The sequence below is a fragment of the Kroppenstedtia guangzhouensis genome (assembly GCF_014637345.1).
Lineage (GTDB): Bacteria > Bacillota > Bacilli > Thermoactinomycetales > DSM-45169 > Kroppenstedtia > Kroppenstedtia guangzhouensis.
On sequence record NZ_BMEX01000011.1, the window covers coordinates 1 to 23,309 of the forward strand.

Consider the following 23,309-nt stretch of genomic DNA (forward strand, 5'->3'; position numbering starts at 1 on the left):
CTGGAACAACACATCGACAGCGAACCAAAGGAAAATAAGCCCATCACCGCGTAAAACAGCGAAAAAGGCCGTCACGAAAATCTACGACGAGTGGGACAATCCCTTCAATAGGCCTCCGATTACTGCATTCCCTTTGGCCGCTTGTCCAACCCCATGAAAAACACCACTAAATTGGCTATGTGATCTTGTAATATATTGACTGTAACTGGGAACACCCTCTCCTATATTGCCTAATTTCAACCAATTATTACGAATTACCTCGTAAGCTTGCCCACGATATACCTGACCCACCCAAGGGGGCAAGTTTGTTGGTTTGAGATAATATCCATTCATTGCAGATAACATGCTGGGTAGACCTTTAATTCCATCATAGATGTTCCCAGTATACGGTGTTACTTTACAGTATATGAATCCGTAAAATCCGGAACAATCTTCATCACCAGAACTCTTGTTATTACTGTTAATATTTTTTTCATCATTTCTCTTTTCTCTACCTTCTTTACCATCCATTGGTTCCGTGCTTATAGGTGTATCCACATCAGTTGGGGTATCTACGTCAGTCGGGGTATCAATATCAGTCGGGGTATCAATTTCCCAATCTGCATAAGCTACTGGTGTAAAAGGGGAGATTAGTGCGGTAATAAAAGCCACAAAAAAAATAATTGTAAATGCCACTCGTAAACTGCTATCCATGGGTCTCCTCCTAGTTTCCTCTTCCGAAAATGAGCGTTGGAAAGGGATCATGTACTTGTAAATATGGAACGAAAATCCGTATATTTGTGTGTTATGGGTAGAAAAGATCCTTTTGCACAATAACCACAATGGCTGACGACCCGGTATTGAGATTTTCCGTTGACGCTTTTAAAGTTAGGATCAAAGCATTATTAGGCCATGCTAATAATTATCCATGGGCCTAGTACCACCTTGAGCCTTACATAAAGAGTGTCAATCGATGTCGAACATAGTCTGTATTGTGGGTGTGGAGCGAGCTCCAAATGCAGAATCACCGTCTGTTTTCAATTGACTTGAGACAACATTCGACATTTTCTTGAGTAAAATTCATCAACACTCAAAGCAGTACTAGATATGTTGTGAAAAACTCACAAGGAGGATTGAGTTTCACATAGATCGTCTTTAGATTGCCAAAGCTTTGGCGCCGGAATGTGAAGCCCAATCCCGACCGTCCTAGAACAATTTAAAACACAACGCTTCCGGAAATGGTCCTCTTTATTGTTTTATTAGTTTACAAGCATTACCCTGACATTTTTTTTAACACCGAACATACGGGCTTCATTTAGGGACTCCATGTAGACATCAATCCGATTCCCCTTAATAGCCCCTCCCGTATCCTGTGCAATTCGATAACCGATTCCTTCAATATATACTCGTGAACCCATCGGGATCACACGAGGATCCACTGCAATGGTAACCCCTTCAGAAACCCGTGCACCACTGGCGGTTATCCCATACCCCGGATCTCCGGGGGATTTTCCTGTGGATTCGGGACCCGCAGTATAAGCGGTCAAAGTGAATGTCCCCAATGGTTTCCCCATGGTGGGAGCCAGTTCGTCTGCTTGGCCAAAGACCGGTTGGGCAAGCAGAGGGGCTTCGGATTGCGTCCGATAAGTAAAGGGGGAAGTATCCATAAAGATGACGGGAATCTGAGTGGTCGCCTTAACAAACACTCTTTCCCCGCTGATATCCACTTTAAATTTCTTTAACGAATATCCCGACGGGGATCCAAAGGAAGATTTCCCTTCTTTCACGGCCTTTTTTTTATCTCCCGAGGTGGAAGCCACCCGGGCAGCATCCCGTACTGCCGCCTGGGTGTCCACCACAGCCATTCCTGCCAAAACCAACTGCCATACCACCAATCCTAAGAGGAAAAATAACGGCAAGATCACAATGAATTCAACCGTAGACGCTCCCCGTCGGTACTTTTGGCTACACAAATGCCACTGTTTTAGTTGATCTATCATACAACCTCTCTCCTTAAAGGGGCCTTCAAGAAAAGTTAAATTCAATACCCTCCGTTCAGATAAGGCACTGGATTCACCGGTTGGCCATTCACCCTTACCTCAAAGTGCAAGTGAGGACCCGTTGAGTTCCCTGCACTTCCCACTCCTGCGATATGGTCTCCTCGTTTTACTCGCTGTCCCACATGTACCCCGATTTGATGGGAATACATGTGTGCATACCAAGTTTCCAGGCCATTCCCGTGGCTGATCACAATCAGATTGCCATACCCTCTCGCCGCACCTGCACGGGTAACCACACCGTCTCCTGCAGCATAAATCGGTGTTCCTTCACTTGCACCAAAATCGACCCCTGTATGATTCCTGTACCCTCGTCCCAGAGGATCGTTACGCCCTCCAAAATGAGACGTTATGTTCATATTTGCAACAGGCGGCCCAAATCTTCCTCCGCTTGTTATTAAAGGTCCGGCTAACATCATGGAACCAGCCATTTGGGTATTTTCGTCATCATAAATGGGTGTTTTAGCTGAACTGGAGTATGTAAACGGGGAGGAAGACATAAATAATACCTTGATTCGCACTTTGGCCTTGGCAACCGCTTTTTCGTCTTTGATCTCCACTTTATATGAGTCCAGTGAATAGTAGTCCGAGGCATGAAAAGCGGAACGTGCCTTATTTTCAGCTTCTTTTGTACTCCCAGAAGAAGCTGCGATCCGCACACCTTCCTTTAATACCCATTGTGTTTCAAATACGGCCATACCAGCTACGATTAATTGCCAAACAAATAAACACATGAATATGACCAATGGCAAGATGGTAATAAACTCAAGTGTAGCGGAACCCTTTTTTCCGCATTTTAAGATTCGCTTAAACTTGGTGGCCAAAACGTTGTCCCCCCTCCAAACCCTGGCCATTGTTAAAACGCTGTCATCTGATTTTTCAGGCCTAAACAATCTAGAATTTTATTTCAATCGACCCTTCCTCTACCCAGGATAAATATTCTCGTTTGGGACCAGTGCCACTCCCTCGAACATAAGTATTCTTAAAATCTTCCTTGAAAATCGGGGAGTTGAATTTCGTTTTAATGGTTACCTCTACACGCCCATGGACAGTCATTCGGATCGAGGAGAGTTTCCCCCCACCATTCTTTTTGGCATACGTCTCCACCGCCGAAGCGAGCTCTGATTTATGACCCCAAACCACACTTTCCATAAAACGTTGCCGTTTTTGCTTTGTTCCCAAAACAGCATAATAAGGATCCACATACCCTGGATCACCCGGCTGCTTCCCCCGGTTTTGCTCCGCAATTGCATTCATTCGTCTTTGCATCTCTTCCTCAACGATCCGATCCAATTTTTTCGTCACAGCCAAACTTCCGGCATCGGCCGCCACTTGAGAGGTGGAGTGGGTCATCCAGGTAGCGGCCAAACTGGCCAGAAACATAAACATAATCATAAATGCCGGTAATCCTGTCACCCACATCATCGTGACATTGCCTCTTTTACGATTTTCGGCCAAATTCCATCCATTCATCTGCCTCACCTTAAACCAAATCATAGTTGGCTCCTGTCCAATCCAGATACATATGGGTCAATAAGAAGATAAACAAAGGATAGACTAAACTGCTAACCCCCATCTGAATGATGGCTACCACCAAAAAGGAGTCCACCAACATGATACTCCCTACCAATACTCCGCTCTCCAACAACCACTGGATCACACCAAAGAGCAACAGGACACCGGCGATACGCAAAAAATTATCTTTTCCAATCTGAAAGGCCGTTTTCAGATTGGCCCAACCTTTTTCCTTCTCAATCATCACCACGTAGGGGAGAATGAAGAACAGAATCGCGAGAATCACTCCAGGAACCACCAAAAGTAAGGTTCCAAGGGCGACCATCAGGATATAGACCAGACTCCACAGATACACACGAAACCCCTTTTCCAATGTAGCTCCCAACGCATTCTTCACTTTTACCCCATCCCCGATTTGATCCTGAATAACCATATGGATAAAGGGCATTTGAAACAGACAGATCATAAGCAGATTTACACAGGTCCCCAGAAACAGACCAAACGAAGGAATCCCCAAAGGTTCATAGTAGAGAACCAAAAGGTTGGAGATCAGAAGACTGGTCAACTGCAGGGGGATAAAGAATACCAAGATCAGGAGAAGGATCTTCAGGATTTGCTGTCGGTAGAAGGAAAGTGCGTATTTGATATGTATCATGACGGAAGATCCCCTCCTATCTGGGATTAATGACAGCGGCCTTTATTTCTTTTAGTACCTGATTACTTTCAGGGTCTCTTTCCCCATCAATACGTTTCTTCACTATTTCCATGTCATTGATCTCTTCCATGTCCATTTTAGACCAATCGAGCATTCTTTGATGATGCATCTTTAGTTCATAGAAAGCAAACCACGACCGAATACTGAAAAGGGGAATAGACTTCCACAAACTCTTTATCAACAGTTTCCTTTTTTCATAGGTGTCCAGTTGAACCTGATTCTGTTCATGAACGCATTTTAACGATTGTCTTTGCAGTTGATCCAATCGTTCACGATCCTGGATCGATCCAACTTTATATCTAATCTTCTCTATCCCTTTTTTACCCTCTGCCACCAAACGCTCCAATTCCCGTTGCCAATCGATCACAGTTTGAGCCGTCTGCCGAAATTCATTCAGCAAATCCCGTTGTTCTTTGGTCAAACGATGTTGCAGTCCCTTCTCCAGGGTATCCAGCAACCTTTGAATCCTTTGGTAGTTTCTGATCGTTTTTTCCTTAACCCATTGGTCACCAATTACATAAAAGGCTTTACTATAGCTAACAAATGATGCGGCCATAATAATTACCGGTTCAATTTCTTTTAAGGAAGGGATCTGACCATCTTCCCGAATAACAAGATATCTGTCTGAGGTTTTATAATGGGCGTAAAAGTAGTGTTTGTCTTCATGCTCAATAATAATAGGAAGAACTCCATATTGATCCCGGCCATGGGCCCGGTTCTGTTTCACGACCTCCAATATCCTCTGTGGCACATATTCATGAAGCTCCATGCTATCCTCCCGTTAAAACCAACTGGTCACCTTGTTCCAAGCTTTTTTGGCCGAGTTTGCAACATCTTTCGCTGCATTGGAGACTGCTTTTTTCGTGTCACCCCAAGCTTCCTTGGCAGAACCGATCGGGTCTGTGGCAATCTTCTTAATGGAATCCCAATGTTGCACAGTCTTTGCACCAATCCAAAGGGCTGCCCCGGCAATCGCCATTCCTGCTGCCACAGGTGGGAAAGCTGCAGCCACCAAAGGTGCGGCGCTCATCAGAACATCACCGACCCCTGAGGTAACCCCTAACCAATCTCCCTTTTGAAAATTATTGTAGGTATCATAGGCGGCAATTCCCGTTCCGACTACTGATAGAACCGGATTCGCCTTGGTCAGTATTTTGGACCCAAAACCTGCCTTTGAAGCAACATTACTTGCTTCTCCAGCAACTTCAATACCTTTAGAAAGGCCTTGACCAAACGTTTTTGAGGCTTTGTATTTTTTATAATAACCGTAAGCATCTTTTCCATTATTAATGCCGGTCAAGACATCCATGCCGACTTGTACATTGGACTTTCTGTCCCCGTGAGTGGGGAGGTACAATCCCAGTCCAGTTTTGAGGGCATCTTTGGCTAAGCCTCTGCGAAGTTTACTGTCCAATTTATCGAATTTTTCATTTACCAAATGGGAATTCCATTCCCGGGAAGGGATTTGACCCCGTCGTCTAAGTTCAACAGCCTCATTCCAGCCGTCAATGACTTCCTTGTTCCCGATCAGCCAGTCCTTCACTTGTTTTGTGGCCCTGAACGCATATTTGCCGGCGTCTGTCCAGCTGACACCTGAATGACCATCACCATTTGGGGGAGTTTCTTTTTTGGCTTCTGTTTTTGTGTGGCTCTTAGTAGGTGTCTCCACTTTTGTGGGTGTATCCACTTCCGTCGGTGTTTCCACTTCCGTCGGTGTATCGATTTTCCAATCTGCATACACTGTGAAACTAAAAGGAGAAGCCAAGGAGAGTCCGATGAACAGCAGGGTGACGATCGCGACTCTCCTGCGAAGTGGGTTACTCATAGAGTCCTCCTTTGATCAACAGTCACTCATATTTTTCTCTCATTTCTTCAGCCTTTTCATCAATCTTATCTTGTAATGTCCTTTCATTACTTTCTAAAGAACCTGCCATCTCATTATCTCTCGTTTCTCGATATTCACTTAGTACCTCTTTTCTATTATCTACTAGATCCCATGCATCGCTTTTTTCGTCATTTCCAAACTTCTCCTGGCTGTCGAGATACTCGATAGCATCTGTCATTCTACCCCATTCTCGTTCTATCTGATTGTCAAGTTCCCCAGCAAAACCAGACAATTTTTTTAGCTTTTCAAGTTTGTTGTAAAATTGGGATGTTACGTCCAGGCTTTGATCAGTGTGCCAATGCATCCACTCAAGACTTAAATCCAGATGCTGTTCATCAAAATAGCTTCTCAGATCCTGTTCACTTTCTACGGTCTCATACTCTCCTCCCCCGGCCTCTGCAACCTTTTGCAAGGCTTGTTGACCGGCATCGTCAACATCAAAACCGATGATGTTCACGACGGCCTGGATCTGGGATTGATTCAGTTTCTTAGCTTCCGCCACCGGGTCGCCTCCGCAGGTTTCCACCCCATCACTCACGATGTAAAGCATATGGGTGGCATCTTCACCCGAGTTTTTCTGCAACTCCTCCCGGGCCGCCTTCATGGATGCTGCAATCGGGGTCCAACCCGTTGCTTGAAACTGATCCAGGGATTGGCTGAACTTCTCTTCTTGGTACGTTCCCAGAGGATACACCTCTTCCGTGCTCTTACAGGAGACCTGTTTGTCCTTTTTGGAGTTGCTGCCTTTATGTCCGTACACCCAGAGGGATACCTTTGCATTTTCGGGCAAGGAGGAAGCAAACCGTTCCACAGCGGCTTTGGCCAAATTCATTTTCATCCCGCCGTCCACCTGCCCCGCCATACTTCCACTGGCATCGAGCAGGATGGAGACATAAAGAGGTTTTTCCTCCGCTGATTTCTGTCCATCCGGCCCCCTGACCCCTCCCGGGGTGTCTCCGGTCAGTTCAAGCCCGGTATTAAAACGATCCATTTCCTTGGTTACAGGGCGGTAATCCTCTGCCAAGAGAGAAAGTAGATGCTTGTAGGCCTCTTCACCACTCAGATTATCCGGCAATTGATCCAGAGCTTTTTGCACCTTTTTCTCATCATAGGCCTTGCCCGCAAACTTCCCGGGGCCCTCTCTTAACATTCCTTCTGCATCCTCAGCTAGTTCTTGCTCTTCTTTTTCCTGCTTGGCTTCTTTGACCTTTTTCGCAGTCTCCGGATTTGAGGAGTCAGTAGAGCAAGCTGTAGTCAAAAGCAAACACAGGACTAAGCTTAATGAAAATATCATCCTTAAAGATCGCATAAGCTGCCCCTCCTGATGAATTAATGGTATGTGACTTATGAAAAGTCACATACCATTCCCCTTTTAAATTACGTTAATCCTTTTGTTCATCCTTCGGCTTACCAATTCGTCGGAGATCGGCGGCGGCATCTCTTTTACTACCAACTCCAACCCTTGGGGAATGGACAAACCTGCCCTGGCGGCACTGCTCAACAGACGGCATGCTAAGGAGAAATTAATCCGGTGATAAAAATCACAAAAAAATAGCTGTGAATATCCCTCGTAAATTATTACCCATTGGTCTCCTCCTAGTTTTCTTCTGCTTACTTCAGAAAGAAAATGAGCGTTGGAAATGCTATAGACAGGAAGCGAGGCAAGTTAGATTTATGCATTATGGGTATAAAATAACCCTTTGTACCACACCACTACAATGGCTATTCCCCCGTGCTGAGATTCCCATCCTCTTCAGCTGAGAATATTGAAATGAGGGCGTTCAAAGACAACATTTCCTTTTCCCGACCCAAAAATTGTAACGATCGCGACCGCTTTCACTTCCTTGCAGGATGGGACGTACATAAAAGCATATATAATCAGAAAGTTAAGAGACACTTATTACTGCTCATCCCCTCCATCCACCGATTCTCTATTAATATCTAAAGTAACAATTATTTTAGGCCATGGTGTATTGTATTTCTGAATAATTACCCATGGCCCAATTACCGTCCTCTCCATTGATTTTATTAGTTTACGAGCATTACCCTGACATTTTTTTTCACACCAAACAGGCGGGCTTCCATTAGAGAATCCATATAGACATCAATTCGATTCCCCTTAATGGCCCCTCCCGTATCCTGGGCAATTCGGTAACCGATTCCTTCAATATATACCCGCGAGCCCATCGGGATCACACGAGGATCCACAGCGATGGTCACCCCTTCAGAAACCCGGGCACCACTGGCCGTAATTCCATACCCCGGATCTCCGGGGGATTTTCCTGTGGATTCGGCACCCGCAGTATAAGCGGTCAAAGTGAATGTCCCCAATGATTTTGCCATGGTGGGAGCGCGTTCGTCCGCTAGGCCAAACACCGGTTGGGCAAGCAGGGGGGCTTCGGATTTCGTCCGATAAGTAAATGGGGAAGTTTCCATAAAGATGACGGGAATCTGAGTGGTTGCCTTGACGAACACTGTTTCTCCACTGATATCCACTTTAAATTTCTTTAACGAATATCCCGACGGGGACCCAAAGGAGGCTTTCCCTTNTTCCATAAAGATAACGGGAATCTGAGTGGTTGCCTTGACGAACACTGTTTCTCCACTGATATCCACTTTAAATTTCTTTAACGAATATCCCGACGGGGACCCAAAGGAGGCTTTCCCTTCCTTCACAGCCTGCTTTTCATCTCCTGAAGTGGAGGCCACCCGGGCAGCATCCCGTACTGCCGCCTGGGTATCCACCACAGCCATTCCTGCCAAAACCAACTGCCATACCACCAAGCCCAAGAGGAAAAATAACGGGAGGATCACAATAAATTCGACCGTAGAAGCTCCTCGACGGTATTTTTGACTCCATTGAAACCACTTTTTAAGTAGCTCTCTCATATACTCCTCTCCCTTTAAAGGAGGTCTTCAAGAAAGTGGATTCTTGAAAACCTCTTCTTACCCCCCACCCAGATAAGGCACCGGATTCACCGGTTGACCATTCACCCTCACCTCAAAGTGCAAGTGGGCACCCGTTGAATTCCCGGCACTTCCTACACCTGCGATATGGTCCCCTCGTTTCACCCTCTGTCCCACATGTACGCCGATTTGATGGGAATACATGTGTGCATACCAAGTTTCCAGGCCATTCCCGTGGCTGATCACAATCAGATTGCCATACCCTCTCGCGGCCCCAGCACGGGTAACCACACCGTCTCCTGCAGCATAAATCGGTGTTCCTTCACTTGCACCGAAATCGACCCCTGTATGATTCCTGTACCCTCTGCCCATCGGGTCATTACGCCCTCCAAAGGGGGATGTCATCCTCATATTTGCAACAGGCGGTCCAAATTTTCCTCCGCTTGTCATTAAAGGACCCGCTAACATCATGGAACCGGCCATTTGGCTGTTTGTGTCATCATAAATAGGTGTTTTAGCTGAACTGGAGTATGTAAATGGGGAGGAAGACATAAATAAGACTTTGATTCGTACTTTGGCTTTGGCGATCGCTTTTTCGTCCTTGATCTCCACTTGATATGAGTCGAGTGAATAGTAGTCCGACCCCTGGAAAGAAGAACGCCCCTCTCTCTCGGCCAATTTTGCATCCCCGGAGGATGCCGCCAGGCGCACCCCTTCTTTCAACACCGATTGGGCTTCCATCACTGCCATTCCGATCACAATAAATTGCCAAACAAATAAACACATAAATATAACCAGAGGCAGAACAGTCACAAATTCTATGGTGGCAGCCCCCTTCCTGCTGCCTCGGAAAAACTGCTTTAGTCTATCCACTATCTATATTCCCCCTTTCCACTCAAGAAAGGTTTTCGTTTTTCTCTCAGGCCGGGCCGGGTTTGGCATTCCTCTTCATCCATGCATAACCCCTGGGTGACCTTTTCCTAGAATACGACCTGAATCGAACCTTCCTTCACCCAACTCAGATATTCCCGTCGGGGACCGGTTCCACTTCCTTGAACTTGGGTATTCTTAAAATCCTCCTTGAAGATCGGGGGTTCAAATTTCGTTTTAATCACAACTTCAACCCGACCATGCTTCGATAGACGGATCTTACCGTGTACTCCTCCACCATTCTTTTTCGAATAGGATCTAATCGTTGAAATTAACTCTGCCTTATGACCAGCGACCACACTTTCCATAAAATATTGGCGCTTTTGCGGTGTTCCCAACACTGCATAATACGGATCCACATAACCCGGGTCTCCAGGCTCTTTTCCCCGATTTTGCGCCATCACCGCATTCATTCGCCTCTGCTGCTCTTCTTGGACAATCTGGTCCAATTTTTTTGTGGCTGCCAGACTGGCACTGTCCGCTGCCACCTGAGAAGTGGAGTGGGTCATCCATACCACAGCCAAACTTGCAAGAAACATAAACATCATCATAAAAGCCGGCAAGCCAGTTACCCATAAAGTGGTAACGTTACCTCGCTTACCATTTATAAACTTTCCTAAAGGGAACATTGCCTTGCCTCCCCAGAAAAACTACCGATTCAGGGCGTCCATCCCTGTCCAGTCCAGATATTTGATAATGACGTAAACGGAAAAAAGGGGATAAAGGAAATAGCATTGGCGAAGAATAAAACTCCAGATTCCTTTATTTAATTGTTTTTCATTCTGAAAGAGTTTTGAGTCACCTTATACTCAAGATGCCCGGTCAATGAGAGTATTAAGAGTCCGGAGAAAAAAACAGACTATGAAAGAGAGTCAGGTAGGAATCGTCTTAAACGTTAAAGGTCTCTCAACGAATCCCACCTTATAATCACAAATAGAACATATATTATTGATTGGTCATCTCTTCTTCTTGATCCTTTATATCTTCTCTTGCTTTATCTTGAGCCTTGTTCAGTTTATCCACCATCGATGTTTCCAAACGGCCAAAAAACTTTGTCATATTACTATCTCTCCAATAAATCTTGTCAGAAAGGGAGTCTTTATCTTTTAACTTATTTTTTTTCTCTAGGTAGTCAACAGACTCATTTAAGCGCTTAATTTCCTGTTTCTTTATGTATGATATTCCTTTCTCATTCCCATCCGGCTTTTTAAAAAGAAGGTCCCGAACTTCATCAACCTTCTTAGACCATTTTTCATATGTCATAAGTTGGCTGTGAATCGACCAATCTTCCCATTCTCGTCTGATCCTTTCCTTTTCCCCCTCCAAATACTTTTTCAAGTCATCACCGGATGTGACCGTCTGGTAGGAGCCATCTGCTGCTTTCGCCACTTTTTTCAGCTGTTGCTGACCGGCATCATCCACGTCAAATCCGATGATTTTCACCATCGGTTCAATTCCCGACTCCCCCAGTTTCTTCGCTTCTTTTACCGGATCCCCCCCACAGGTTTCCACCCCGTCGCTCACCACATAGACGATGTTTCGCGTCTTCTCCCCTGCCCACTCTTTCAGATCTTCCCGGGCTGCTTGTATCGCCGAGGCCAATGGGGTCCAGCCGGTGGGTTTAAACTGGTTCAAGGACTGTTCAAATTGACTGGAGTCATAAGATTTCAAGGGATAGATCAATTCATTGCTTTGGCAGGAGACTTCCTTGTCCTTTTTCTGATTACTTCCCTTATGCCCATAGACCCGCAGGGAAACCTGGGCACCTTCCGGTACGTCAGAGGCAAACGCCCGGATCGCCTGTTTGGCCAAGTCCATCTTGACACCACCATCCACCCTCCCTGCCATACTGCCGCTGGCATCGAGAAGAATTTCCACATTCATCTGTTCAATGGACGGAACATCTATTTTGTTATCTGGCGTTTTTTCATTCACTTGGATCGTGGGATCCAGACTCATCAGCTCTTCGTATTGGGGACGGTAGTTCTCCCCCAACAGATAAACCAGTCGGTCATAGGCCTCTTCTGTGCTCAAATTGTCAGGAAACTGATCCAAGGCCTGCTCCACTTTCTTTCGGTCATAGTTATCCCCGGAAAAACGCCCGGGCTTCTGCTTCATGATCTCCTTCGGTTCATGGGCGGCTTTGGGGATCGATTCTTCCTTCTTCTCCGGCTTCTCTTGACTGCCTTCCTTTTCTCCAGTACTGCATCCACTCACGATCAGCGCTGTTGTCAAAACAACGGCAAAAAGCCCCTGCAAGGAAAACCATCTCATTCTGAACCCTCCTTGTATTGGGAAAGAAGGCCGCCGATCGACGGCCAACTTCTATGAGAACTTATTTAGGGGGATCCTCATTATCACCTCCCCCACTTTCCCCCTTAATTGTATCGCTGATTTTGGTTTTGATTACGTTAGCAATAGATCCATCTCCACTTTCTTGAAAAAAGCTAACCACAATCATTGCCAAAAGTGCGCCGGCTGCCAAGATGGTGACGTATTCCATAGTGGGAGACCCTTTTCTGCTGGCAAAGGGCTTTTTGAAAGAAGGCAGGTATTCCTTGATACCAGCCCAACGCAGTTTCCACATCATCTTTTTGTCCATTCGAACTCCTCCTGGTATAAAATTTCATGATCCCAAAGTTCGTCCAACCTCAAACTGAATCGCCTCCCGCCAGCCTCACCTCCTTTTCGTCTCTTATCCCCCAAAGAGGCTCTGTTTGATGAAGTAGCTGTAAACAATCGCTCCCAACATCAACAACATAATGGAAGGGGCAATGATAAAACCGGAAACCAGGGAGATTTTCGGAGAAGCTTTGCCGGCCGCTTCCTTTGCTTGTTCCGAACGCATGCGGCGCATCTCCTCTGCCTGCTGAGCAAAGGTCTTGGCGATCGGAGTCCCCAGATTGTATGCCTGAATCATCGATTGGATCAGGGCTTCCAACTCTGTTGAGGTGGTGCGTTTGAGTAGAGAGCGGTAAGCCATTTCCCGCTGAACCCCAAATTGTATCTCTTGGTTCAGGCGTGCAAACTCCTCACTGAGAGGTCCTTCCGATGTTTCCACGTAGTAGTTGAGGGCTTGGTCCAAACCCATCCCGGCTTGAAGGGTGATACTCATCATGTCGAGAAAATCAGGGAGTTCATAGCGTATCTGGTCTTGACGCCTTTTCGCTATCCACTGAATACCGTAAATCGGGACCATATAACCGATAAAGGGAGAAAATACGAGCATGATCGGAGCAAAAGGTAACCCGATCAACCAGTATAATAGCCCAAAAGCCAGCCCCATGATCGTTCCCAGGAGTTTCGCTCCCTGCAATCGTTTGACCGTCAGCCCATAGGGATGACCCGCCTTCACCAAATGGTCTTCCAAGTCCACCGGGTCACTCAAGATTTCAATCTTCTCCCCAGTGGGAGCCAGCTGGTCCATCCAATGGTGTAAAAAGTCCGTCTTGCTTCGGGACTGCTTCATCACTTTCCAGGGGGGGATCCGCTCATCCAGATTGATCAGGATCCGCTTTTGTTCCATGCGATAGATATAATAGGAGACTGCGGCGAAAAAAAGGCAAAACCAGGTGCCGATCACCAATAAGAAAATTCCCATACTACTCATTTTGGAACTCCTCTAAACCTTGATATCCGCAATTTTTTTGATGAGGAGAAAGCCCACTACCTGCATCACCAAGAAAATAACCAAAACTACAATCCCCATTATGGAAGTGAAGAATTCGAAAAAGTCATCGATCATTTGACTCATCATATAGACCATCAATGCCGAGATCACCGGTAGAAAATAGGCTGTATAGCGAGCTTGTGATATCGATGCATCGATCGTCTTGTGAATGATCTTTCGCTCTTCCATTGTACTGGCCATCTCACTCAGAACGCGGCCCAAATCACCGCCTGCCCGCTGTTGGATGATCAGTGCATTGATAAAAATGCGGACATCTCTGCTGTTCACCCTCCCATGTAGATCCTGAAGGGATTTTTCCAAGTCCCTGCCTAATTGCAATTCCCGCACCACGATGGCCAATTCATCACGGACCGGTGGCGGCATTTCCTTCACCACCAATTCCAAACCTTGCGGGATCGACAGCCCTGCTCTTGCAGCACTGCTCAACAGACGACAAACTTCTGACAGTTGATTATCCACTCGTTTTATATAGATAAACTTTCGGGAACTTAGAAACAGCTTGGATAGAAAAGGGATCGTTGTTGCTACCAATACACTCAACCAGAGCGGGGCATCCATTCCCAAATGGAGGAGGAATACCAACAACACACCGATCATCACCAAGATCGCGCCGTATTCTGAGGGTCGGATCTTGATACTTGCTTTTTTCAGTTTGGGACCCAATCGTTCGGCCCATTTGGTCTCATCCAATCGATCCGCCAATCTGTCGGACCAGCGTTCCTGGGAATCTATATCGGTATATTGATCCATCTGTTCATAGATTTTTTTCTGCTCCCGGCGATACTGCAGGACAAAATAGAGCACCAGGACGAAGCAAAATACCGCTCCACCCCCAAACACGGCGATCATCATGGTCTTGCCACCTCCTGAACAGGTGTGAAGATCCGGGGATCGACCGGAACGCCGTAGGCTTGAAGGCGGCTCAGACAGGTGGGTATGTGACCGGTGGCGGTGAAATGACCTTCCACGCGGCCTTCACTGGAAACATTGGTTTGTTGAAAGCGGAAAATATCCACCACTTTCACGTTGCCATCCTCTTGTGTAACGATTTCTGACACAGCCAACATTTTCCGCTGACCATCGGGTAAACGTCCAATCTGGACGATTAAATCAATCGCCCCTGTGATGTATTGTCGAATGATCTCCGAGGGAAGATCCATCCCGGACATCATCACCATGCCTTCCAAACGGCTCAAGGCGTCCTTTGGAGTATTCGCATGAACCGTGGTTAAGGAGCCTTCGTGACCCGTATTCATCGCTTGCAGCATGTCAAAAGCTTCGGAGCCGCGAACTTCCCCGACGATGATCCGGTCCGGGCGCATACGCAGGGCATTTCGCACCAATTGGCGGATTGTGACTTCCCCTTTTCCTTCCACATTGGCGGGGCGTCCTTCCATCCCTGCGACGTGACCATGGGGAATACGCAGTTCCGCCATATCCTCAATGGTCACAATCCGTTCATTCTCCGGAATAAAGCAAGCAAGGGCATTCAACAGTGTCGTTTTACCGCTACCCGTCCCCCCGGATATGATCAGATTCAACTTGGCCTGAACCAGACTGGTCAAAAACTCTCCCATCTCCGGTGTCAAACTGCCAAAGGAGATGAGATCCTCCAATTGAATCGGCTCTTTGCGGAACTTTCGAATCGAAAGAAGTGATCCTTTCAGACTGATGGGTGGGATGACCGCATTGACCCGGCTTCCGTCAGGCAGACGGGCATCCACCATCGGTGAGCTTACATCCACTCTTCGGCCGATCGGCGCCACGATCCGGTCAATCACATGGCGTAGCGCTTCCTCATCACGAAACTGGATATCGGTTTTGTGAAGCACCCCTTTTTTCTCGTAAAAAACTTCATAGGGTCCGTTGACGACGATCTCCGTGATTTCGTCATCCTCCAACAACGACTCCAGCGGACCGTAACCGACGGACTCATCGATAATCCGTGAAATCAAGCGCTCACGATCCTGTTGGGGGATCACCACCTGTTCATCTGCCATATACCGGCCGATAATTCGGTCGAGGGTCACCCTCAACTCCGATGAAGGCATCTGGGTCAACTTTTCCAGATCCGTTTCACGCAAGAGTCTGGCCTTGAAATGCCCAGCCAGTTCATCCACTCGGCTGTCATGCAGGGAGGGTTTGGCTTCGCTGGCAGATCGGCGGGGTAAGCGTTTCGTTTCGCGATTGGTTTGGGTGAACAGCCCCATCTTTCCCACCTCCCTTACACCGTTTGGCTGTTTTGTTGCTTCAGCAACCAACCTGCCAACTTTTGAACATCCCGGGCAAAGAATGAGATCCCCCGTTCCTTCCTGCTGTTGCGAACCAAATTCCCTTGATTGATCAATTGCTGAATTTTTTTGCTGTCATCCCGCAGATTGGCGATAACCGGAAACAGAAAATGACGGTTTACATCTTTGTGCGAGATTTCCGTATCCCGGCTGATTCGGTTCAACACCATTTGTAGACGGTCGTTTGGGTCAATTCCCAATTTGGAGAAGAGATCCAGCACCGTTCGGAAGACACTCATGGAAAGCATATTCGGGATCATCACATAAAAGATGTAGTCCGATTCCTCCAGCACAGTGTAGGAGAGAGTGGTCATCTCCGTTGGAAGATCAACCAAGATGTAATCATAGTAAAGGCGTGCCGTACGTAACAATCGCTGAACATGGTCTTCCGTAATTTGCTCGGCAATCTCAGCATTCCTCGGACTGGGCAACACCTCGATCTGAGAGGAGGCTTCCACCGCGGTCACGCTTCGAATATGGTTGTCATTCAATTCATTTAAAACAGGGTCCAGATCAAAAATGTTGCGGCTACTGTCGATCTTCAGAATCGTTTCCAGACCCCCGTATTGCAGGTTCAAGTCCACCAGCAACACACTTGCATTGGAATCCAGTCCGATGGTTTGGGCCAGGGTGGATGCGATCAGGCTCCGCCCACTGCCACCTTTTCCGCTGTAGAAGGTAACCACTTGACCCTGGGCCCATGAAAAGGTTGCCGCCGCTGCCTCCTGAGCACTTTTGCTTTTCAACGCCTTTACTGCCTGGGTTAACACATCATCAAGAGCGTGGATCTCATCAGGTAAAAACAAGATATCGAAGGCACCGGCCCGATTTACATCCCGTGTGCGAATAGGATCCCGTCGCTCGGTCATAAAAATGGTTAATGCATCGGGTACTTCTTTGGAAATGTAGGGGAGCAACTGGATACTGGTCCCCTCTTTCGGCTCATGTAACAATACGATATCCGGCTTCAAACGAACGATCTCCCGCCGAACTTCACTGGATTCAATCACTTGGTTTTGCGGAAACTCAGCGGCTACCTTGGATCGAAAATCTTCTGCCAGGGTTGCATCATCACTGACAATCAGAACTTTTTCTTGGGCTCCCATGTAATTGCAGCTCCCATCTATCTGCTTAAATATGACTTATCATTTTTTATTGGTTGGTTCCGTTCCCTTCTCCGGTGTTTGAATCGGTTTGTCCCTGGGCAGCAGGATCCCGATCATCATGAACCTCTTCCTCTGAAGGGTTTTGTCCCTGTTGAGGGACCTGTAGCTTTTGTTGAGGATCAGGCTTCTTTTTACTCTCTTTATCAGCCCCATTTTTTGCGCTGGGAGCTTTCAACACCCGAATGGACATGGCGAAGTTTTGTTTGTGAATCAGCTTCCTCGCTTCTTCCAAGGAAACCTCCAAACCGACACCGGTCACATTTCCATTATTGTCTTCCGCCACCCCGACGATCGGTACATCCCGCATAAAGATCTCCGTCTCCGCGCCTCCATCTTTTTGGTCTGAAACAACCAAGTCCACCCGATCGTTGATTTCCAGAGAACCGTCAAACAAAACCTTGTCGGACTGGGAGAGGGTCACCATCCGTTTATCGTCAGCCGTCAGGAATGATTTTGCCTTCAATATATTGTCCGTCAACAATTCACCTTCTGAAAGCGGTACAACAGAAACCAGTTGATCGATCGGGAATGTATAATCCCCCACTTGAACGGCATCCAAACTGGTAACCGAAGATTCCTGAACAAATTGGGCAGGTACTTCCTTCGCTTCAAAGAAGTCCGGCCGTAGCGGTTCGCGGGAAGATATGCTTTTCTTGGCCACATATACAGTCGTCATATTCCCCAGTCTTGAATCCACCGCACTCACTTTCTGTAAAAACATGAACCCGGCAATCCCGGCCAATACCAATGCCAATACGAGAAATATGATAGCCTTTCGTTTCGCATCTTGCATCGATTTGTTACACCTGCTTGTAATAGATTTTTAGACAGCAGTTTACAAAAGGACAACCCCGCCATAACTCAGCAAAGTGCCGACAAGTATAAACGGTGCGAAAGGAAACTCACTTTTCCCGGTGATACTGTTCCAGCGAAGCAGTTTCAGGAACAAGACATACATCGCGGCCAACACGTGGGATGATAGAAAAATGATAAAAAACGCCTTCCATCCCACCGCCAGACCAATCATCGCAAACAGCTTGACATCGCCTCCACCGATGGAGCGCTCGTCGGTCCAGGCGGCGATGGTCATCAACACGATGAAAACACCCAGTCCCGTCAACAGATAGTCCCACCAGGGCTCCGGCCGGTGGAAAAGTCGAATGATCACCGCGGCGACCAGTCCGATCACGACAAATCGGTCGTAGATCAACCTCTCCCGAAGATCAGTGATCGTGGCTCCGATAAGGAGAAGGATCAAAATGACGTAAAGAAAGTGCTCAGCCAAATTCCTCATCCTTGAAGGAAAAGATTCTGAATTGGAAACACCTGCTTAATCATGAGCTATTATATTCCCAACCAATTGGAAAACACAACCGGTGAACAACAATTTACTACAAAGTGCCTATAGATAAAAGCTTTGATTCATGTGTTCATCTTCTTCAGGAGTGATTTAAGTTGCGTGGCGTTGTGCTCCTCCCGGTCACAGCTATGCCATCCAGCAAGAAAGTAACGACTGGCCACCCCGAAATCTGACTGTCTGGCAGGGACCAAGAATTTGGAAAGGAACTAAAGCAGGATGTCAAGCACCACCAACGCGGGAACATAGGCATGTTAAGAACATTTTAGATTTAATCATCCGTGACCCTGACTTTCCAAGGCTGATTAACTTGGATTTCTTATATCAATTGACGAGCCAGCTCCTTGCCTCCCGAGTTTAAAAACAGGCTGATTTGTTCCAGATCACTCTGTAAACGATTTATTTCAGCAGAACCCAAATATAAATTAGTTTTATAGTAGTCTCTGATTTTACGTAGCTCCGGATAGCTGTTCCATACTTCCGTTTCTCCGAATATATGGCGATGCAATTCGGCTGGTATCTCCAATACTTTGATCAGGCCACCTTCCTGATCATACAGCAACATGTCCAATCCCATGTTTTCACCCCGAATGCTTATTTCCAATCCTTTTATAATAAAAACGTAACCACCTCCTTATACTTCAATTTGTTACCTCCAGGCAGAAATCCCCATGAATCAAGTCTACTGATACCTTAAATTGTGCAGAAACCTCCCAAAACTGCTTTTAACCTCATAAAAGTGATTTTCTGTCTGATCCCATACCACCACTTCAGGATCCGAATCTTTATCGCTGTAATCCATGTGCAAGATCCGATCTCCTTTACATTGAGCAAAAGGAATGTAGCAGGTCCCCTGAAAATGTTTTTGGTGTATGGATCGGACGCTGTTTTCTTCATCCAAATCCTCCATCCTCAGCAGGAAATCCACTTCTCTCCTTCCCTTTTCACCATAAAAGCAAGGGGCATAAGGAGAGCCACCGTGATGTTCCAGCACCAGCTTTTTGTAGCTGGGAGAGAGTGAAATCCCCCACTCTGTTTCCATTTGATCCAGATGGTTATTAAGGATACGAGGTAATGTTGAGTTTACTCCAGGGAACCAACCCAAATGAAAATGAAGTCTACCCAAAAACTCTTCAAAGCCGCCGGCGAGGACATACTCTGTGGACCCGGTTTCACTCCGTAGGATCACTGTATGTAAGGAGAGAGGTTGTATGGAAAAACAATATTTGAGGTGTCCTAATTGCAGTGAAGGACAGATTTATCTCATGGAAGTATTAGGGGTCGAGCGCGGGTTTTATATTTGTTCCAATTGTGAACGGTTTTGGAAAAGATTCGGAGCGTTAGAAATCTCTTTGGCTTCTGAATGGCGATGGCATGACTATTTGAAGAAGATGGGGATTTCTCCTTCCAACATGAAGGTAACCAAAAAGAAACCAATGGTCATTGTCGAGGAAGAGACCCCTGCGGATCAGCAGCTCCCCTCAAAAAATAAGGAGTATTTACTATGTCCGATCTGTGGGCAGTATGGAGTAATTCATCGAATGAGCATACAAGGTTTGAAGGAAGAGATTGATGCTTGTGAAGAATGTGATCTAGCATGGGAAAAGGGGACGGCACTTCAGATAGATTGCTTTACTTTGGATGAGTGTATCAAGAAAGCAGGAATCCCCTTCTCAAAAGTGGAAATAACCAAACGGAGACGTTTGGTTATAATGGAAGAGGATCAAGTGTAGAGGAACATCCGAGGAGAAAAACGTACTGGGATGCTACTATTCTACAGGAAGGAGGTCTATTTCATTGTTTTGAAGTATTTCACATTTCAAAGTATCGGTTCATATAGCAAATTCAGAGTCCTCGTCATCAATTTCCCATATGTTCAGCAACTCACTCTCACGCTCTTCTTTTGGCATCTTCCCTAATTCATGTTGTACCATAACAGGATCAAGTCGGACAGAGGCATGGTACCCCATCTTTTGAGGGCGGTATCCAGCCCTTTCAATGTTCCGGGAACCCCGACGGCATTTCCGCGGGTGTGCCGGTCCTGGAAGGGGATGGGCTTGCCGTCCTCGCCGAGAAACATATCCGGGGTTGCGCTCATGGGGGCTCGTTCCCGGCTGTCCACGATCGTGATCTTCTTGCTTTTTTGATCATAGACCATCATAAACCCGCCACCGCCGATTCCGGACATCATCGGCTTGACCACATTCAGGGCAAATTGGATGGCGACAGCGGCATCCACCGCATTTCCTCCCTTTCGAAGAACTTGAGCTCCCACTTTGGAAGCCTCGGGATGGGCGCTGACCACCATTCCGTCCCGGCCGACATCCACCTGCCGACAATCCTTCTCCCGATCAGGGGGAGCCGCCAGTACACCTGTGCAGGTGATGGAAAAAGTGAGAAGCAGACTCAGAGTGACCCACAACCACTGTTTTTTCCGGCCCGAATCGGACCCTCCCTTTCAGATGGTTATTGTCTACTTCCCCAAATATTCTGTAATCCATGTCTTCCTCCCCGAGAAAATCGAGTACAACCTCCCCGATCCAAAAGAGGAAAAAAGCTGTTTGCGATCGAAGAGAAGAGGAGACCCAACTTCTTCCTGACTCAGTCAATCTTTTGTTAATCTTTCGTCAACTAGTTCTAAATCTTCGATGGGTAGGATGTCCCTGGATGATTCTTTGGAAAGGATGGGTTCGGATGAAAATTCATTGGAAGATCTGGTTGTCGGGAATGACCGCGGCGGGGCTGGTGGTGGCCGGGTTGACGACGGGTTCAGTTGTGGCCGCGAAGAAGAAGGAGGTGCTCAATGTGGCCCACCGGGGGGCTTCCGCCTATGCCCCGGAGCATACTCTTCCTTCCTATAAGCTGGGAGACAAGATGAAAGGAGATTACATTGAGATCGATCTGCAGATGACCCAGGACGGCCACCTGATCTGCATGCACGATGAGACACTGGATCGAACCACCAACGGGAGCGGTCGGGTGAAGGATTACACCCTGGCACAGATCAAGGACTTGGATGCAGGCTCCTGGTTCAATGAAAAGTATCCCCAGTATGCCAAGCCGGAGTATGCGGGTCAGCAGGTGCCCACCCTGGACGAAGTGCTGGATCATTTCGGTCCTCATAAGAAGTACTACATTGAAACGAAGGCACCCCATGTGTATCCGGGAATGGAAGAGAAGCTGCTCGACACTCTGGAGAGGCATCAGCTGTTGCGGAAGAATTCCCTGCGCAAAGGTCATGTGCTGATCCAGTCCTTCAGTCAGGAGAGTCTTTTGAAGATACATCGGTTGAATCCGGACATCCCCTTGGTCCAGCTTCTCTCCTATCCCACACCGGCCACCATCACCGATGAAGAGCTGGCATCCATCAAATCCTATGCCATCGGTGTCGGGCCCAACTTCCAGAGGATCGATCGGGAGTATGTGCAGAAAGTGAGAAAGCACGGTTTGGATATCCACCCCTATACCGTCAACACCAAGGAAGATATGAGGAGGCTGATCGACTGGGGGGTCACCGGGATGTTCACCAACCATCCCGACCGACTGCGGGAAGTCCTGAAGGGACGGTAAGCACAACGTCTTACAATCAAAAGCTCCGCACAGGTTTCCTGTGCGGAGCTTTTACCATCTGTACAAACCCTCAAAGCGTTGCCAAAGGGAAAAAAGAATCATGATTGTGACAGTGCATGAGCCTGATCACAGAAATCATCCCCCTCTGATCCAACGGGTGACAATGTTCATTCACATGAACATTTTTATACCCCCAATAGTAAAGCCCTGCATATGCAGGACCTTTTCTTATTCATAAGACTTTATTATCTCCTCAAGGAACCTGCCAATCTCCTTTGCCCCATTATCCCCCTTGAATCTGTCTTCAGTGGTGAAGGCAACCATCATGGCTTCTACATCATGGTTAGACATTTTCAGATTGTAGCCATTCCTTTTCAAGAACAACCACAAACAGGCAAAGGCAGTACACTTGTTCCCATTATTGAATATATGGTCTTGGATTATGGCTTGTGTGAGTGCCCCCACCTTATCCCAAATGGTGGGATAGAGCTCTCGTCCAAAGTACTCCGCCTGTGGTCTTAAAACTGCTGACATTAACCGCTCAGGGTAGAGAACCCCCGCCTGATCTATATCATCAGTATCTTTCATTATTTTAATGTGAATGGCAATTACATCATTGAGTGTAAGGTATTTAACCATTTTACTTGTCCTTCAGGTTCCTGATGGCTTCACCATACTCATCCATCAGTTCCTCCAAATCCTTCAACAACTGGGGATCAACCCCCAGTCTCTTGATGGGTCTTGCAGTAATGACCCCTGTTTGGGGATCAACAGAAACTTCATACTCATCTCCAGACTTGATATTGATTTTGTCTACAATGTCTTTGGGAATGCCTAAGCCAAGGCTGTTCCCCATCCTCCCAACTTTTCTGAACCCTCTCAGAGCCATATCCTTAACACTCATTTCTTTTTCCTCCATTCTGTACATCCCGTACTGTGATTATACACTGTACTTACAGGGAGTACAGTGCCGGAAACCCCACCGGAATATAAGTTATCGGCGGAAATAATGAGTTTCTACCCCCTCCATCATTCGTTATCTAAATTTAAAAATACCCACCGTTTGTTTAATCCTCCAATGAGCTGCATGCTCGCCGTCTCGTGATGATTCCATGTATGATTACCGAACGAACTCCAGATTCTCTTCAATTAGACTGTGTTCACCTTCAAAGAGAACCTTCTTCGGGAATGAGTTACCACTCCCCATGGCATCCTAAGCCTTGTACCTCGGCGGGAAGGGAGGGAT

The 23,309-nt window shown here is 46.9% G+C and carries 25 protein-coding genes and 1 pseudogene; 2 read left to right on the forward strand and 24 right to left on the reverse strand.

Features of this window, described 5'->3' with window-relative positions; translation table 11 throughout:
- Positions 1 to 81 precede the first annotated feature (81 nt).
- The 21 genes from IEV46_RS12915 to IEV46_RS18690 all read right to left on the reverse strand — a co-directional run bounded on the left by IEV46_RS12915 (position 82) and on the right by IEV46_RS18690 (position 19,535).
- Positions 82 to 693, reverse strand: a complete 612-nt coding sequence (locus IEV46_RS12915) for a hypothetical protein (RefSeq protein WP_188432971.1) — start codon at positions 691 to 693, stop codon at positions 82 to 84.
- A gap of 545 nt (positions 694 to 1,238) precedes the next feature.
- Positions 1,239 to 1,979, reverse strand: coding sequence for a 3D domain-containing protein (locus tag IEV46_RS12920; protein ID WP_229736101.1), 741 nt, complete (start codon positions 1,977 to 1,979; stop codon positions 1,239 to 1,241).
- A gap of 41 nt (positions 1,980 to 2,020) precedes the next feature.
- A complete protein-coding gene (locus IEV46_RS18165; protein WP_229736104.1) occupies positions 2,021 to 2,860 on the reverse strand; it encodes a M23 family metallopeptidase in 840 nt (279 codons plus the stop codon).
- 70 nt (positions 2,861 to 2,930) lie between these two features.
- On the reverse strand, positions 2,931 to 3,533 hold the full coding sequence (locus tag IEV46_RS12930) for a hypothetical protein (RefSeq protein WP_188432972.1): 603 nt from the start codon (positions 3,531 to 3,533) through the stop codon (positions 2,931 to 2,933).
- A complete protein-coding gene (locus tag IEV46_RS12935) occupies positions 3,520 to 4,206 on the reverse strand; it encodes a hypothetical protein (protein WP_188432973.1) in 687 nt (228 codons plus the stop codon). Before IEV46_RS12935 ends, IEV46_RS12930 begins: the two co-directional genes overlap by 14 nt.
- 16 nt (positions 4,207 to 4,222) lie before the next feature.
- Positions 4,223 to 5,035, reverse strand: a complete 813-nt coding sequence (locus IEV46_RS12940) for a hypothetical protein (protein WP_188432974.1) — start codon at positions 5,033 to 5,035, stop codon at positions 4,223 to 4,225.
- A gap of 12 nt (positions 5,036 to 5,047) precedes the next feature.
- Positions 5,048 to 6,091, reverse strand: a complete 1,044-nt coding sequence (locus IEV46_RS12945) for a hypothetical protein (RefSeq protein WP_188432975.1) — start codon at positions 6,089 to 6,091, stop codon at positions 5,048 to 5,050.
- Positions 6,092 to 6,113: 22 nt separating this feature from the next.
- Positions 6,114 to 7,301 (reverse strand): VWA domain-containing protein, encoded by a 1,188-nt coding sequence (locus IEV46_RS12950; RefSeq protein ID WP_188432976.1) that lies wholly within the window; start codon positions 7,299 to 7,301, stop codon positions 6,114 to 6,116.
- An 878-nt stretch (positions 7,302 to 8,179) separates the two neighbouring features.
- Positions 8,180 to 9,040: a 3D domain-containing protein gene (locus IEV46_RS12955; RefSeq protein WP_229736105.1), complete on the reverse strand. Its 861-nt coding sequence runs from the start codon at positions 9,038 to 9,040 to the stop codon at positions 8,180 to 8,182.
- 57 nt (positions 9,041 to 9,097) lie between these two features.
- Entirely contained in the window at positions 9,098 to 9,931 is an 834-nt protein-coding gene (locus IEV46_RS12960; protein ID WP_188432977.1) for a peptidoglycan DD-metalloendopeptidase family protein, read from the reverse strand.
- A 107-nt stretch (positions 9,932 to 10,038) separates the two neighbouring features.
- On the reverse strand, positions 10,039 to 10,617 hold the full coding sequence (locus IEV46_RS12965; RefSeq protein ID WP_188432978.1) for an Rv3654c family TadE-like protein: 579 nt from the start codon (positions 10,615 to 10,617) through the stop codon (positions 10,039 to 10,041).
- A 316-nt stretch (positions 10,618 to 10,933) separates the two neighbouring features.
- Positions 10,934 to 12,262, reverse strand: coding sequence for a vWA domain-containing protein (locus IEV46_RS12970; RefSeq protein WP_188432979.1), 1,329 nt, complete (start codon positions 12,260 to 12,262; stop codon positions 10,934 to 10,936).
- A 61-nt stretch (positions 12,263 to 12,323) separates the two neighbouring features.
- On the reverse strand, positions 12,324 to 12,590 hold the full coding sequence (locus tag IEV46_RS12975) for a hypothetical protein (protein WP_188432980.1): 267 nt from the start codon (positions 12,588 to 12,590) through the stop codon (positions 12,324 to 12,326).
- Between the two features lie 93 nt (positions 12,591 to 12,683).
- On the reverse strand, positions 12,684 to 13,598 hold the full coding sequence (locus tag IEV46_RS12980) for a type II secretion system F family protein (RefSeq protein ID WP_188432981.1): 915 nt from the start codon (positions 13,596 to 13,598) through the stop codon (positions 12,684 to 12,686).
- A gap of 12 nt (positions 13,599 to 13,610) precedes the next feature.
- On the reverse strand, positions 13,611 to 14,531 hold the full coding sequence (locus tag IEV46_RS12985; RefSeq protein ID WP_188432982.1) for a type II secretion system F family protein: 921 nt from the start codon (positions 14,529 to 14,531) through the stop codon (positions 13,611 to 13,613).
- Positions 14,528 to 15,889, reverse strand: a complete 1,362-nt coding sequence (locus tag IEV46_RS12990; protein WP_188432983.1) for a TadA family conjugal transfer-associated ATPase — start codon at positions 15,887 to 15,889, stop codon at positions 14,528 to 14,530. The genes IEV46_RS12985 and IEV46_RS12990 overlap by 4 nt, the downstream gene beginning before the upstream one ends.
- A gap of 14 nt (positions 15,890 to 15,903) precedes the next feature.
- A complete protein-coding gene (locus tag IEV46_RS12995) occupies positions 15,904 to 17,076 on the reverse strand; it encodes a CpaE/TadZ family protein (RefSeq protein WP_188432984.1) in 1,173 nt (390 codons plus the stop codon).
- A 46-nt stretch (positions 17,077 to 17,122) separates the two neighbouring features.
- A complete protein-coding gene (gene cpaB / locus IEV46_RS13000; protein ID WP_188432985.1) occupies positions 17,123 to 17,929 on the reverse strand; it encodes a Flp pilus assembly protein CpaB in 807 nt (268 codons plus the stop codon).
- Positions 17,930 to 17,971: 42 nt separating this feature from the next.
- On the reverse strand, positions 17,972 to 18,421 hold the full coding sequence (locus IEV46_RS13005; RefSeq protein WP_188432986.1) for a prepilin peptidase: 450 nt from the start codon (positions 18,419 to 18,421) through the stop codon (positions 17,972 to 17,974).
- Positions 18,422 to 18,812: 391 nt separating this feature from the next.
- Complete coding sequence (locus IEV46_RS13010) at positions 18,813 to 19,070, reverse strand: hypothetical protein (RefSeq protein WP_188432987.1); 258 nt, start codon at positions 19,068 to 19,070, stop codon at positions 18,813 to 18,815.
- Positions 19,071 to 19,175: 105 nt separating this feature from the next.
- On the reverse strand, positions 19,176 to 19,535 hold the full coding sequence (locus IEV46_RS18690; RefSeq protein ID WP_188432988.1) for an SMI1/KNR4 family protein: 360 nt from the start codon (positions 19,533 to 19,535) through the stop codon (positions 19,176 to 19,178).
- 169 nt (positions 19,536 to 19,704) lie between these two features.
- Here IEV46_RS18690 and IEV46_RS13020 point away from each other — a divergent pair, with 169 nt between their 5' ends.
- Positions 19,705 to 20,226 carry a hypothetical protein gene (locus IEV46_RS13020; protein WP_188432989.1) on the forward strand — a complete coding sequence of 174 codons (522 nt, stop codon included), beginning with the start codon at positions 19,705 to 19,707 and terminating at the stop codon, positions 20,224 to 20,226.
- Positions 20,227 to 20,432: 206 nt separating this feature from the next.
- On the opposite strand, the pseudogene IEV46_RS13025 reads toward IEV46_RS13020, so the two are convergent.
- Positions 20,433 to 20,915, reverse strand: a pseudogene (locus IEV46_RS13025) (gamma-glutamyltransferase); the annotation flags it as partial.
- Positions 20,916 to 21,187: 272 nt separating this feature from the next.
- On the opposite strand from IEV46_RS13025, the gene IEV46_RS13030 reads away from it, so the two are divergent.
- On the forward strand, positions 21,188 to 22,063 hold the full coding sequence (locus IEV46_RS13030) for a glycerophosphodiester phosphodiesterase (protein WP_188433051.1): 876 nt from the start codon (positions 21,188 to 21,190) through the stop codon (positions 22,061 to 22,063).
- Between the two features lie 228 nt (positions 22,064 to 22,291).
- Here the strand turns inward: IEV46_RS13030 and IEV46_RS13035 are convergent, their stop codons facing one another.
- On the reverse strand, positions 22,292 to 22,702 hold the full coding sequence (locus IEV46_RS13035; RefSeq protein ID WP_188432990.1) for a type II toxin-antitoxin system death-on-curing family toxin: 411 nt from the start codon (positions 22,700 to 22,702) through the stop codon (positions 22,292 to 22,294).
- A gap of 1 nt (position 22,703) precedes the next feature.
- Positions 22,704 to 22,982: an AbrB/MazE/SpoVT family DNA-binding domain-containing protein gene (locus tag IEV46_RS13040; RefSeq protein WP_188432991.1), complete on the reverse strand. Its 279-nt coding sequence runs from the start codon at positions 22,980 to 22,982 to the stop codon at positions 22,704 to 22,706.
- Positions 22,983 to 23,309 lie beyond the last annotated feature (327 nt).

Excerpts from the sequence above, each read along its gene's own strand:
- IEV46_RS12915 (WP_188432971.1), bottom strand. The coding sequence starts at position 693 with ATGGATAGCAGTTTACGAGTGGCATTTACAATTATTTTTTTTGTGGCT.
- IEV46_RS12920 (WP_229736101.1), bottom strand. The coding sequence starts at position 1,979 with ATGATAGATCAACTAAAACAGTGGCATTTGTGTAGCCAAAAGTACCGA.
- IEV46_RS12930 (WP_188432972.1), bottom strand. The coding sequence starts at position 3,533 with ATGATTTGGTTTAAGGTGAGGCAGATGAATGGATGGAATTTGGCCGAA.
- IEV46_RS12935 (WP_188432973.1), bottom strand. The coding sequence starts at position 4,206 with ATGATACATATCAAATACGCACTTTCCTTCTACCGACAGCAAATCCTG.
- IEV46_RS12940 (WP_188432974.1), bottom strand. The coding sequence starts at position 5,035 with ATGGAGCTTCATGAATATGTGCCACAGAGGATATTGGAGGTCGTGAAA.
- IEV46_RS12945 (WP_188432975.1), bottom strand. The coding sequence starts at position 6,091 with ATGAGTAACCCACTTCGCAGGAGAGTCGCGATCGTCACCCTGCTGTTC.
- IEV46_RS12950 (WP_188432976.1), bottom strand. The coding sequence starts at position 7,301 with ATGTTAAGAGAGGGCCCCGGGAAGTTTGCGGGCAAGGCCTATGATGAG.
- IEV46_RS12965 (WP_188432978.1), bottom strand. The coding sequence starts at position 10,617 with ATGTTCCCTTTAGGAAAGTTTATAAATGGTAAGCGAGGTAACGTTACC.
- IEV46_RS12970 (WP_188432979.1), bottom strand. The coding sequence starts at position 12,262 with ATGAGATGGTTTTCCTTGCAGGGGCTTTTTGCCGTTGTTTTGACAACA.
- IEV46_RS12975 (WP_188432980.1), bottom strand. The coding sequence starts at position 12,590 with ATGGACAAAAAGATGATGTGGAAACTGCGTTGGGCTGGTATCAAGGAA.
- IEV46_RS12980 (WP_188432981.1), bottom strand. The coding sequence starts at position 13,598 with ATGAGTAGTATGGGAATTTTCTTATTGGTGATCGGCACCTGGTTTTGC.
- IEV46_RS12985 (WP_188432982.1), bottom strand. The coding sequence starts at position 14,531 with ATGATGATCGCCGTGTTTGGGGGTGGAGCGGTATTTTGCTTCGTCCTG.
- IEV46_RS12990 (WP_188432983.1), bottom strand. The coding sequence starts at position 15,889 with ATGGGGCTGTTCACCCAAACCAATCGCGAAACGAAACGCTTACCCCGC.
- IEV46_RS12995 (WP_188432984.1), bottom strand. The coding sequence starts at position 17,076 with ATGGGAGCCCAAGAAAAAGTTCTGATTGTCAGTGATGATGCAACCCTG.
- cpaB (WP_188432985.1), bottom strand. The coding sequence starts at position 17,929 with ATGCAAGATGCGAAACGAAAGGCTATCATATTTCTCGTATTGGCATTG.
- IEV46_RS13010 (WP_188432987.1), bottom strand. The coding sequence starts at position 19,070 with ATGGGATTGGACATGTTGCTGTATGATCAGGAAGGTGGCCTGATCAAA.
- IEV46_RS18690 (WP_188432988.1), bottom strand. The coding sequence starts at position 19,535 with ATGGAAACAGAGTGGGGGATTTCACTCTCTCCCAGCTACAAAAAGCTG.
- IEV46_RS13020 (WP_188432989.1), top strand. The coding sequence starts at position 19,705 with ATGGAAAAACAATATTTGAGGTGTCCTAATTGCAGTGAAGGACAGATT.
- IEV46_RS13030 (WP_188433051.1), top strand. The coding sequence starts at position 21,188 with ATGAAAATTCATTGGAAGATCTGGTTGTCGGGAATGACCGCGGCGGGG.
- IEV46_RS13035 (WP_188432990.1), bottom strand. The coding sequence starts at position 22,702 with ATGGTTAAATACCTTACACTCAATGATGTAATTGCCATTCACATTAAA.
- IEV46_RS13040 (WP_188432991.1), bottom strand. The coding sequence starts at position 22,982 with ATGGAGGAAAAAGAAATGAGTGTTAAGGATATGGCTCTGAGAGGGTTC.